The organism is Ideonella sp. WA131b (assembly GCA_023657425.1).
Classification (GTDB): Bacteria; Pseudomonadota; Gammaproteobacteria; order Burkholderiales; family Burkholderiaceae_C; genus Rubrivivax.
Map to the genome: position 1 here is coordinate 943,753 of JAGTJW010000002.1, position 11,198 is coordinate 954,950.

The window sequence follows — 11,198 nt, forward strand, 5'->3', positions numbered from 1 at the left end:
CGCTCGGTGGCGGCCTTCCGGCTCGGCGGGGCTCAGACCCTCAGGTGAATTTCGGCCGCGCGTCCTTGTCCCACAGGCCCCAGAAAGCGCCGACGTCGCCCTCGGCGCCCACCTTCCAGGCCTCGTCAAAGGCGGCGAAGTGGAACCATTCGATGCCTTCGCGCTCGGCCCAGGCGGCGGTGTCGACGAAGGTCTGCATGGCCGCCTCGTGGCCGGGCACGGCGCCGTGGAAAGCGCTGCCCTGGTCGGGCCAGCCGGTCTCGCTGATGAGCACGCGTTTGCCCGCTGCGGCCGCCCGTGTCGTGGCGAGCATCTGCTGCAGGTAGGGCAGCGCCTGCTCGCGCGGGCAGCCCTCCCAGAACGGGTAGCAGTTGGTCATCACCACGTCGCACACAGCGGTGACACGCGGGTGCTTCTCGAACAGGAAGTAGGCGTCGACATAGCCCACCGGCACGCCCGGCAGCGCGCGCTTGACGTGCTCGATGCGCTCGATCAGCTCGTCCTCGGTGAGGTCGCCGCGCAGCAGCACCTCGTTGCCCACGGCCACGATGTCGGCGTGGCCGGCACGCGCCACGGCGATCACGCCCTCGAGCTCGCGCGCGTTGATCTCGGCGTCGATGCCGAGCCAGGCGCCCACCAGCGTCTTCAGGCCCATCTCGTGGGCGATGCGCGGCGTCTGCTCGTGGCCGTCGGTGCACGAGAAACTCCGCACCCAGCGGGTGTGCGGGCGGCAGATGGCCAGCCGCTCGCGGATCTGCGCCTCGCTCACCTGCGAGCCCGGCTGCTGGCCCTCGAGGTAGGGACTGAAGCACAGGCCGTGGACGCCGCGCGCCAGCGTGGCGCGGAAGGCCTCGTCGAGCCGGGCGCGCTCGGCAGGCGGCAGCGGCGGCGGCGCCACCACGGCAGGCGGCGCGCCGGGCACGAAGGCCGCAACGCCGCTGCCGTGGGACGGTGCATCCGGGCGGTTCAAGGGCTTGCTCATGGCGTCTCCGGGGGGGTCGTCGGTGGCGAGGTGGCGCCCTACAGGCGCCGCTCGGCCAGGTGCCCGGGCTCCCAGGGCATCACGCCCGGGCCACGTGGGGCGGGCTCGCCGTAACCGCCGACCTTGTCGTACACACGCACCCAGTCCACCACCAGCTCGGCCGGGAAGCGGGTGTGCTCGCTGGGGTGGCCGGGGAAGTTGCCGCCCACGGCCACGTTCATCAGCAGGTAGAAGGGCTGGTCGAAGGGCGCCGGCCAGGGGTTGAGCTCGGCATCCGACGCCGCCTCGACGCCCTGCCCGCCGTCCAGGCGGCTGCAGCTCCACCAGTGGCGGTAGGTGCAGGTCTGCACCTCGTCGACGAAAAAGCGCACCTCGCCGGGCTCCCACTCCACGGCATAGGTGTGCCAGTCCGACACCGAACTGCCCCCGGGCAGCCGGTGCGTGGTGGTGATGAGCGAACGTCGCGGGTACGAGGAGCCGAAGTGCAGGCTGTTGAGCACCTCGTGCGGCTGCTCGCCGACGATCTCCATCAGGTCGATCTCGCCGCTGGCGGCCCAGCCGCCGTAGCGGTCGTCCACCGGCAGCATCCAGATCGCCGGCCACAGGCCCTTGCCCCAGGGCACACGGGCGCGCGCCTCGATGCGGCCGTACAGCTTGGCGAACAGCACGCGGCCGTCGCGCGCCTTGGTCTTGAGCCGGGCCGAGGTGTAGCCGCAGCCGTGCAGCGGCGCCTTCACGGCGCGGATGTGCAGGCAGCTGTCGCGCAGCTGCACGTTCTCGGGGTCGCCGGTGTAGTACTGCAGCTCCTCGTTGCCCCAGCCCGGCACCCACTGGTGCACGCGGTAGTCGTAGAAGCCGTTGCCGAGGTCGAAGTCCCACTTGCCGCGGTCGAGGGTGGGGCCGTCGAACTCGTCGTTCCACACGAGCGTCCAGCCAGGGCGTTGCGTGTCGTTCACGGTCGTCTCGCGGGGCGTTGAGGCGCAGTCGGCCAGCGCGGCGCTCAGGCCACGGCGGCCAGGGCCTCAGGCTCGCAATGGCGGCGGGCGTGCTGCTGGCGCAGGAAGTCGCGGTACCAGAGGTAGCTGTCCTTGGGCGTGCGCGCCAGCGTGGCGTAGTCGACGTGCACGATGCCGAAGCGCTTGGCGTAGCCACTGGCCCACTCGAAGTTGTCCATCAGGCTCCAGACCATGAAGCCGGCCATCGGCACGCCCTGGGCGGCAGCATCGCCTACGGCCGCGATGTGCCGCGCGATGTAGTCCCGCCGGTCGGCGTCGTGCACGCGCGGTCCCTCGGGCGTGGCGGTCAGCGTGTCCTGAAAGGCGGCGCCGTTTTCCATCACGTACAGCGGCGGCACCGTCCAGTCGCGGTGCAGGCGCAGCAGCAGCTCGGTCAGACCTTCGGGCACGATCTCCCAGCCCATGTCGGTGAGCGGCTTGCCGCTGTGCTGCGCGCTCCAGGCGCCGCTGGCGCTGACGACGCCGCGGGTGTAGTAGTTGATGCCCAGGAAGTCCATCGGCGTGGCGATGACGGCCAGGTCGCCGTCGTGCACGGCCGGCACGTCACCGCCCAGGTGCTGCCAGACGTCGGCCGGGTACTCGCCGCGGAACAGCGGGTCCATGTACCAGCGCACACTGCGGCCGTCTTCAAGCCGCGCGGCGGCCCTGTCCTCGGGGCTGTCCGTGGCCGGGCCGATGGGCGAGAGGTTGAGCACGATGCCCAGGCGGGCGCGGCAGCCGTCGGCGCGCAGCGCGCGCAGCGCCAGCCCGTGGCTGAGCAGCAGATGGTGCGCCACCTGCATCGCGGTGCCGCGGTGGCGGATGCCGGGCGCGAAGATGCCACTCTCGTGGCCCAACACGGCCATCACCCAGGGTTCGTTGTGGGTGGTGATGGCGACGACCCGGTCGCCCAGCCGTTCGGCCAGGTGGCGCGCATAGACCACGAAGCGGTGCACGGTGTCGCGGTCGGCCCAGCCGCCGCGCTCCTGCAGGGCCTGCGGCAGGTCCCAGTGGTTGAGCGTGAGGTAGGGCTTGATGCCGCGCGCCAGCAGGCCGTCGACCAGCCGCTCGTAGAAGGCCAGGCCCGCCTCGTTGAAGGCGCCCTGCCCGTCGGGCTGAACGCGCGGCCAGCTCACGGAAAAGCGGTAGGCGTCCACGCCGAGCCCGGCGATCAGCCCGAGGTCGGACTCCAGCCGGTGATAGTGGTCGCAGGCCACGTCGCCGCTGCTGCCATCGGCGATGGCGCCGACTTGGCGGCAGAAGCGGTCCCAGATCGACTCCCCCTTGCCGTCGGCCTGCGCCGCGCCCTCGATCTGGAACGAACTGGTGGCCACGCCCCAGACGAAATCGGAGACGAAAGGGTGGCTCGGGTGCAGCACGGGCGGTGGGTTCATGGCACAGACACGGCGGGAAGGCCGGGGCGGAAGCGGCGGCAAGCCGCCAACGCCCCTCCGCGCAGGGAGTTATGAAAGCGCTTTCAGAGTGTCGCGGCCGGCGTGCAGCCTGTCAACAGCGGGTTATCGCCAACGGCGAAGTGCCCGCATCACGCGCGGCCTCAGCGGCGGCGCTGCCCGCTGCACTCGCGGGTGCTCTCGCGCACAACCAGTCGGGGCGCAGGCAGTGCCAGCGTCGGCGTCTCCCCGGCCAGCAGCTGGAGCATGGCCTGCGCGGCGAGCTGGCCGAGCTCGTGCACAGGGTGGTGCACGGTGGTCAGGGGTGGCACCGAGTACAAGGAGCTCGACAGGTCGTCGAAGCCCACGAGCGAGACATCATCGGGCACGCGCAGCCGCCGCCGATACAGCGCCAGCGACGCACCGAAGGCCATCTGGTCGTTGGCGGCGAAGAGGGCCGTGAACGCCTCGCGGCTGTCGATCAGCCGCTCCACCGCCGCCAGGCCGCTGGCCTCGGTGAAGTTGCCCGGAAGCTCCATCGCCGGGTCCGGCCGAACACCGGCCGCCGACAGCGCTGAGCGGTAGCCGCGCAGCCGCTCCTTGCCGTCAGGGTGCTTCAGGTCGCCGGAGATGAAGGCAATGCGCCGGTGGCCCAGCGTCAGCAGATGGTGCGTGGCGAGCCGCGCACCCTCGAAGTTGTCGAAGTCCAGCGCCGCCAGACCCGGCGCCTTGAGGGTGCGCCCCGTGACGACCACCGGCAGCTCGCGCGCGGTGGCGGCCAGCGCGGCATCGGACAACCGGCCGGTCAGCACGATGATGCCGTCGACGCGACGCGAACGCAGGGTCTCGATGCAGCGCGCCTCGTTCGCGGCGCTCCATTTTCCACTGACGAACAGCGGGCTGTAGCCGACGGCGCTCAGTGTGTCCTCGATGCCGCGCAGCGCGCCGCCGTAGAAGGGACTGTCAATCGCCTGGGTGACGACGCCGATGCTCAGGGTGCGCCCTCCGGCCAGCCCGCGGGCGACGGGGTTGGGCACGAAACCCAGCCGCGCGATGGCCCCGTCGACCGCGGCGCGCTTGTCGTCGCTGACGATGGCCGTGCCGTTGAGGATGCGCGACACGGTGGCCGCCGACACACCCGCCGCAGCGGCCACCTGATCCAGCGTCACCTTGCCCGGCACGGCCACGGCCATGCGGCGCGGACGGCGCCGGGTGCTTGGGGGGTCTTTTGCGGCCACGGTGTCCAGCTCCTGTCGGCACGAAGTCTACGGGGCACCCGACGCCGGGCCCTGGGCCTTCCCGCCAGCGAGCGCAGGGCCCCGGGCGTGATACGCTGGCTCGACACGCCTCACCCCGCCACGAGCCCATGCCCCTGCCGGCCACCGCAGCACCCGCGGCGCCGCGGCGCCCCCTGGCGGGCCTGCCCGGCCCGCCGCGCCTGCCGCTGCTGGGCAACGTGCTGCAACTCGATACGCCGCGCATGCACCAGCAGCTCCAGGGCTGGTGCCAGACCTTCGGGCCGCTGTTCCGGCTGCGCCTGGGAGGCGACGACGTGCTGGTGTGCGGCGACCACGCGGCCACCGCCGGCTCGCTGCGCGACCGCCCCGAAGGCTTCCGCCGGACCACGCGCATGAGCGAGATCGCCGCCGAGATGGGCCTTCCGGGCGGCGTGTTCGGCGCCGACGGCGAGGCCTGGAGACGCCAGCGGCGCATGGTCATGGCCGGACTGGACCCCGCCCATGTACGCCGTTATCACCCAGCCTTGGTGGGCGTGGCGCGGCGCCTGGCCGAGCGCTGGCGCCGCAGCGCCGGGCAGCCGGTGGACCTGCAGGCCGACCTGATGCGCTACACGGTCGATGCCGTCGCCGGCCTGGCCTTCGGCAGCGCCGTCGACACCCTGTCGTCAGACGGCGACGTGATCCAGCAGCACCTCGACCGCGTGTTCCCGGCACTGTTCGACCGCATCATGTCGCCGCTGCCCACCTGGCGCTGGACCCCGCGCTGGGCACGCCCGCCTTCGGCGCGCCGGCTCGAGCGCAGCATCGCCGTGCTCAACCAGGCCGTCAGCGACTTCGTCGCGGCGGCCCGCGCCCGCCTGGACGCCAGCGCCGAGCGCCGCGCCGACCCGCCCAACCTGCTGGAAGCCATGATCGTGGCCGCCGACGAGCCTGGCAGCGGCATCAACGACGAGCAGGTGGCCGGCAACGTGTTCACCATGCTGCTGGCGGGCGAGGACACCACCGCCAACACGCTGGCCTGGGCGATCGAGTTGCTGTGGCGACACCCGGAGGAACTGCGTCGCGCCACCGAAGAGGTCCGCGCCGTCTGCGGCCGCGCCGAGGATCCGACGCTGGAGCAACTGGCCCGGCTGGAGCACGTCGAGGCCTGCCTGCACGAGACCCTGCGGCTGAAACCGGTCGCGCCGCTGCAGGCGCTGGAGGCGCTGCGCGACAGCGTCGTCGGCGATGTGTTCGTCCCACGCGGCACGGTGGTGCTGCACCTGATGCGGCACGACGCGGTGCGCGAGGCCCACGTGCCGCGCCCCGAGGCCTTCGAGCCCGCACGCTGGCGGCCCGAGGGCGAACCCGGCGCACTGCCGGCGGCAGCGCGGCGCACCTCCATGCCCTTCGGCGCCGGCCCCCGCATCTGCCCTGGCCGCTACCTGGCGCTGGTCGAGATGAAGCTGGCGCTGGCCACGCTGCTGGGCGGCTTCGAGATCGAGTGGGTCGGCACCGCGCACGGCGGCCCGGCTGCCGAGCGGCTGAGCTTCACGATGGCACCCGTGGGCCTGGCGATGCGGCTGCGCGAGCGCCCCTGAGGCCCAGGCCTCAGGGAGCGTCGCCATAGGTGCTGCGCAGAACCCCGAGACCGTCGACCTCCACCTCGACCTCGGAGCCCGGCTTCAGCGGCAGCACACCCAGCGAGGTGCCGCAGAGGATCACGTCGCCCGGGCGCAGCAGCAGGTCCTGCGACAGCCGCCACACCAGCTCGGCCGGCGCGAAGAACATGTCCGCCAGTGGGTAGCTCTGGCGCTCGCGCCCGCCCACGCGGGTGCGCAGCGTCGCCCTGGCGGGATCGAAGTCGGTGTCGATCCAGGGCCCCAGGTTGGCGAAGCCCGGCAGGCTCTTGGCGCGCGCCCACTGCGCGAAACTGGCGTCGCGGTGCAGCAGTTCGATCGCCGTGTAGTCGTTGGCCACCGTGTAGCCGAAGATGGCCCCGGCAGCTTGCTCGCGCGCCAGGCGGTGCGCGGTGCGGCCGATGACGACGGCGAGCTCGCCCTCGTAGACCACGCGGCCCACCTCGGGCGCGGCGGCCGGCACCAGCGCCCCGTGGCCGCTGGCCGCGGCCGGGGACTTGAGAAAGTACAAGGGTTCGGCCGGTTCGGCCCAACCGTTCTTGGCGGCAGCGGCGCGGAAGTTGTTCCACAGGCCGACGATCTGCCCCGGCTCGCAGGGTGGCAGCCAGCGCAGGCCGTCCAGCGCCAGCCGCTCGCCGGTGGGCCGGGGCGCCCCGAACGCATCGCCCTCGTGCAGCAGCACGGCATCTCCCTCCACCAGCCCCAGGCGGGGCCGGCCCTCGTGTTCGCATCGCATCCAGCGCATCCTGGGCTCCCCCAGCCGCCCACCGCGGCAGCGGGCGCGACGATAGCGCGGCAGCGGCCTTCGGGCAGGCTGGGGCGGCCAAAGCCGCTGGCGGGTGTTGCGCCGCTGGCGCGGGCGTCAAGCCCGCGCTGCGCGACGCGCCTACGCCAGTGGCTTTGGCCGCCCCGGCGCGGGGCTGGATTTCTGCCGCCCACGCTCCTAGCATCGCCCCCCGCTGATGAGCCCGGCACCGCAACCACCCGACCCACCCGCGGCCGATGCCCCGCCGCCGCGGCCGGGCACGGCGATCGAGGTGCTGGGCGTCTTCCTGCGGCTCGGCCTGACCTCCTTCGGCGGGCCGGTGGCGCACATGGGCTATTTCCGCACCGAGTTCGTCGAGCGGCGGCGCTGGCTCGCCGACGAGGCCTACACCGATCTCGTGGCGCTGTGCCAGTTCCTGCCCGGGCCGGCGAGCAGCCAGGTGGGCTTTGCGCTCGGCCTGCAGCGCGCCGGCTGGGCCGGTGCGCTGGCGGCCTGGGCCGGCTTCACGCTGCCGTCGGCGCTCGCGCTCATCCTCCTTGGGCTGGGCTTGGTGGCGGGGCTGGGCACGGCCGCTCCGGGCCTCGTGCAAGGGCTCAAGCTGGCGGCCGTGGCCGTGGTGGCGCAGGCGCTGTGGGGCATGGCGCGCAGCCTGTGCCCCGACCTGCCGCGCGCGGCCATCGCCGCGGCCGCCGCGGCGCTGGCGCTCGCCCTGCCCTCGACGCCCGGAGCGCTGGCCGGCATCGCGCTGGGGGCCCTGGCCGGCCGCACGATGCTGCCCGCGCCCACCGCGCCGGCCGCCAGGGGGGGGCGAGCCGAGCTTGACGCGCCGCACCGGCGCCTTGCTGCTGCTGCTGGCCGGCGCGCTGTTGCTGCTGTTGCCGTTGGCGGCGGCGATGAGCGCTTCACCCTGGCTGGATGCCGCAGCGGCCTTCTACCGGGCCGGTGCCTTGGTATTCGGCGGCGGGCACGTGGTGCTGCCGCTGTTGCATGCCGAGGTGGTGGCCCCAGGCGGGCTGAGCGAAGCGCTCTTCATGGCCGGCTACGGCGCGGCGCAGGCTGTGCCCGGGCCCCTGTTCGCCTTCGCCGCTTTCCTGGGTGCCGCGATGCCGGCCCCACTGGGCGGCTGGACGGGCGGCCTGGCCATGCTGCTGGCGCTGTTCCTGCCCGGGCTGCTGCTGGTGGCGGGGGCGCTGCCGTTCTGGCACACGCTGCGCGAGCGTCGGGACCTGCGGCGCGCCATGGCCGGTGCCCACGCCGCCGTGGTGGGCCTGCTCGGCGCTGCGCTGCTGAATCCGATGATCCCTGGCGCCATCCACGCGCCGGCCGACGCCGCACTGGCGCTGGCCGCACTTGCGGCGCTGCTGGCGCTGCGCTGGCCGCCACTGGCGGTGGTGCTGCTGCTGGCCGGCACGTCGTGGTGGCTGCGCGCCTGAGGCGCACGCCCCTCAGCTCACGGTGACCCGGTCGCGCCCGCCGATCTTGGCGAGGTACAGCGCGCCGTCGGCCGCCGCCAGGAGTTTCTGGGTGTCATCGCCGGGTTGCCACGCAGCCACACCGACACCGTGATCTGCAGACGCACCTGCTGCGTCAGTTTGTTGCGCAGCGCAGCCGGCAGCAAGCGCAGCACCTCGCCAATGCCGGCGATGACCTTGTCGCCGACCCAGTGACCGAGGGTGTCGTTGACGCGCTTGACCTGCAAGGCCCCCTGCAGGCCGGCCAACCCGACGCCAAGCAGGCCGGCGGCCTGCCCGGTGCGGGCGGCCGTGTCGGCGATGCGGTCCATCATGCTCTGCATGTCGCCGCGGATGCGCTCGGTCTCGTCGCTGCCCGGTGCAGCGATGTGCGCGCCGTACAGTCCCTGCATGTCGGCGTCGCCCAGGCGCGGCTGCGCAGCGATCTGCGTCTGAAGCCCCGTGCTGAGCCGGCCACTGTTGCCCGCCTGGTGTTCGACGAAGACGGCGAAGGTCAGCGGGTTCGGGCTGACATCGTTCAGGCCTATCCAGGCGAGCACCAGGCGCAACAGCACAACGGCTCGATCCTTGGGTTCGGCGTATCGCATCGGCCTCCAGTCGGCCATGTGGGTGCGGCCATTGCGTTGAGCCCATCGGCAGCGCCCAAGCGCACTGATGCTCTTCACACCGGCTCTTCACCTGAAGTTCCCCCACACCCGAGCCGAATTGCCCTTTTCCATCAACCACTTGCGATGGATTTCGGGTTTGGTTTTCTGACTACGGCTGGATGGCCTGTATCAGCGCCATGGCGCGCTGTTGGTGTGCCGTGGCGGTGGTGAGCACCTCGAAGGTTGGCGCATCTGCGCCAGCGCTCGGTGCGCGGCAGGTGTTGCGCACGAGGGTGGACATCTCTGCCATCAGGGTTGCGAAGCTATGCGCAGGCTGCTCGTCCTCGAGCACCTTCGATGCAGCCTTGGCGCTTGCCGAAGCCGAGCGCATGGCTGGCGCTACTGGATCGCGCGTGGCCTTGGCGGCCTGATCGGTGTCGGCGAACATCAGCTCGCGCCAGGCCTCGCGCATGTGCCACTCGACGTAGAACGCCAGCATGCACAGCAGGATGTGCGCGCGCACCCGGTCGGCCAACCGATGGTGGATGGGCCGCACCTTCAGGTCCACCGTCTTCAATGATCGGAACGCCCGCTCCACGTTGGACAGGGCCTTGTAGCTGCGCACGCAATCCGGTGCGTCCATGCGCTTGGCGTCCAGTGAGGTGCGAATGACATACAGCCCGTCCAGCGCCGCCTCGGCGTTGATGGCGTCTTGCCTTCTCGCCCAGTTCAACGCCGCATCTCCGATGCTCAGCTCGAAGTGCTTGGCCACCTTGTGGCGGTTGATGATCTTGCCCACCTGCACGCCGATCTTGTCCTGCCCGGTGAGCCGGCCCGCATCCACGCTGGCCTTGACCAGGCCCAGCAAGGCCTCGGTGGACTGCAGCAGGCTCTCACGCTTGTGCGCCCGCAGCCTGGCCAGGGCGTCGTTGCGGCAGGCTACCAGGCGCTCGCCGGGATAGTCGGGCGACGTGATCTCGGCCAGGTTGCGCTGATCGAACAAGCCCAGCTGCAGATGGCCCTGCTCGACCAGGGAGCGGATCGAGACGCTCTTGAGCGCTGTGATCCAGTCGATGCCGCCTTGGCCGCGAAGCTCGTCGATGGCCTTTTGCGACACCATGCCGCGGTCGCCCACCATCACCACCTGCGCCAGGCCGAAGCGCTCGCGCACACGCTGCACGGCGGGCAGGAAGGTCAGGCTGTCCGACGTATTGCCCTCGAACACCGAGACGGCCACAGGGCAGCCACGCGCATCGGTGAGCAGCCCGTAGTTGACCTGCAACGTGCCGGGCCGGCCATCGCGGCTGTAGCCCCGCTTGGCCAACGGGCAGGTGCTGCCCTCGAAGTAACTCGAAGACAAGTCGTACAGCACCAATGCACCCTCGCGCAGGTGACGTGCGGCGAGCTTCTTCTCGATGGCGTCCTGGCGCGTCAGCAGCCAATCCATGGCGACATACAGATCGTCCTCGGTGGCGTCAGCAACGCCGAAGTCCTCGGCCAGGGTCGAGCTGTGCCAGCGCCTGGAGGTGGCCAGCTTGGTGTCGGGTTGCACGATGCGCGAGGCCACCATGGCCAGCACCCGGTCGCGTTCACGGCTGGGCGTGGAGGCGATCACCCAGGCCAGCCCCAGACGCTGCATGGCCACAGCGACGGCCTGCACGTGGCCATGAGCGCGGGAGCGCAAAACCTCGAAGGCCTGGGAGGCGGGAACGAAGGTCTCGCCCTGTAGCGAGCGCCGGATGATGTCGATCAGCGCATCGGGCAGGTGGGACAGGTTGCCCAGGGTTTCGTTCTTGACCTTGCCGTCTTCGCGGTAGCTGCGGCGCAGCAGGTGGGTGAAGTAGACCTTGTCCTTGTACGCCCGCTTGGTGGTGACGACGTGAGCGGTTCCTGTGCGGGATGCCATGCTGGCAATTCTGCCTCAGAAGGCGCACAGAAGCAACACGTTTTAGTGACTACACAGTCAGGCACAAAAAAGGCCCGGAAGGGCCGAAATTGTGAGTCGTGACAGGTACTTGGCTCAGCCACGCCTTACGTTGGGGCGGGGAACTTCAGCTTCACACCGGCTCTTCACACCGGCTCTTCACACCGGATGCGGACTCGCTAAGCGCCCAAGAGTCAAAAAGTTCACAGCCAGCCGCGGCCGCG

8 protein-coding genes and 1 pseudogene are annotated in these 11,198 nt (G+C 71.4%); 2 read left to right on the plus strand and 7 right to left on the minus strand.

The window, feature by feature from the left end; genetic code table 11:
- Positions 1 to 40: 40 nt before the first annotated feature.
- From KA711_14425 to KA711_14440, 4 genes are all read right to left on the minus strand, one after another.
- Entirely contained in the window at positions 41 to 982 is a 942-nt protein-coding gene (locus KA711_14425; protein MCM0610164.1) for a glycosyl hydrolase, read from the minus strand.
- Positions 983 to 1,020: 38 nt separating this feature from the next.
- Complete coding sequence (locus KA711_14430; GenBank protein MCM0610165.1) at positions 1,021 to 1,938, minus strand: glycoside hydrolase family 16 protein; 918 nt, start codon at positions 1,936 to 1,938, stop codon at positions 1,021 to 1,023.
- Positions 1,939 to 1,982: 44 nt separating this feature from the next.
- Positions 1,983 to 3,371, minus strand: a complete 1,389-nt coding sequence (locus KA711_14435; GenBank protein ID MCM0610166.1) for a beta-glucosidase — start codon at positions 3,369 to 3,371, stop codon at positions 1,983 to 1,985.
- Positions 3,372 to 3,532: 161 nt separating this feature from the next.
- A complete protein-coding gene (locus KA711_14440; protein MCM0610167.1) occupies positions 3,533 to 4,561 on the minus strand; it encodes a substrate-binding domain-containing protein in 1,029 nt (342 codons plus the stop codon).
- 173 nt (positions 4,562 to 4,734) lie between these two features.
- Here KA711_14440 and KA711_14445 point away from each other — a divergent pair, with 173 nt between their 5' ends.
- Positions 4,735 to 6,186 (plus strand): cytochrome P450, encoded by a 1,452-nt coding sequence (locus tag KA711_14445; GenBank protein MCM0610168.1) that lies wholly within the window; start codon positions 4,735 to 4,737, stop codon positions 6,184 to 6,186.
- Positions 6,187 to 6,196: 10 nt separating this feature from the next.
- On the opposite strand, the gene KA711_14450 is transcribed toward KA711_14445, so the two are convergent.
- Entirely contained in the window at positions 6,197 to 6,970 is a 774-nt protein-coding gene (locus tag KA711_14450) for a fumarylacetoacetate hydrolase family protein (GenBank protein MCM0610169.1), read from the minus strand.
- Positions 6,971 to 7,187: 217 nt separating this feature from the next.
- Between KA711_14450 and chrA the strand changes: the two are divergent.
- Positions 7,188 to 8,424: pseudogene (gene chrA, locus KA711_14455) on the plus strand (chromate efflux transporter).
- Between the two features lie 17 nt (positions 8,425 to 8,441).
- On the opposite strand, the gene KA711_14460 reads toward chrA, so the two are convergent.
- Together KA711_14460 and KA711_14465 are read right to left on the minus strand one after the other, a co-directional pair.
- Positions 8,442 to 9,050: a hypothetical protein gene (locus tag KA711_14460; protein ID MCM0610170.1), complete on the minus strand. Its 609-nt coding sequence runs from the start codon at positions 9,048 to 9,050 to the stop codon at positions 8,442 to 8,444.
- Between the two features lie 169 nt (positions 9,051 to 9,219).
- Positions 9,220 to 10,956 carry an IS1634 family transposase gene (locus tag KA711_14465; protein ID MCM0610171.1) on the minus strand — a complete coding sequence of 579 codons (1,737 nt, stop codon included), beginning with the start codon at positions 10,954 to 10,956 and terminating at the stop codon, positions 9,220 to 9,222.
- Positions 10,957 to 11,198 lie beyond the last annotated feature (242 nt).

Excerpts from the sequence above, each read along its gene's own strand:
- KA711_14425 (MCM0610164.1), bottom strand. The coding sequence starts at position 982 with ATGAGCAAGCCCTTGAACCGCCCGGATGCACCGTCCCACGGCAGCGGC.
- KA711_14435 (MCM0610166.1), bottom strand. The coding sequence starts at position 3,371 with ATGAACCCACCGCCCGTGCTGCACCCGAGCCACCCTTTCGTCTCCGAT.
- KA711_14440 (MCM0610167.1), bottom strand. The coding sequence starts at position 4,561 with ATGGCCGTGGCCGTGCCGGGCAAGGTGACGCTGGATCAGGTGGCCGCT.
- KA711_14445 (MCM0610168.1), top strand. The coding sequence starts at position 4,735 with ATGCCCCTGCCGGCCACCGCAGCACCCGCGGCGCCGCGGCGCCCCCTG.
- KA711_14450 (MCM0610169.1), bottom strand. The coding sequence starts at position 6,970 with ATGCGCTGGATGCGATGCGAACACGAGGGCCGGCCCCGCCTGGGGCTG.
- KA711_14460 (MCM0610170.1), bottom strand. The coding sequence starts at position 9,050 with ATGCGATACGCCGAACCCAAGGATCGAGCCGTTGTGCTGTTGCGCCTG.
- KA711_14465 (MCM0610171.1), bottom strand. The coding sequence starts at position 10,956 with ATGGCATCCCGCACAGGAACCGCTCACGTCGTCACCACCAAGCGGGCG.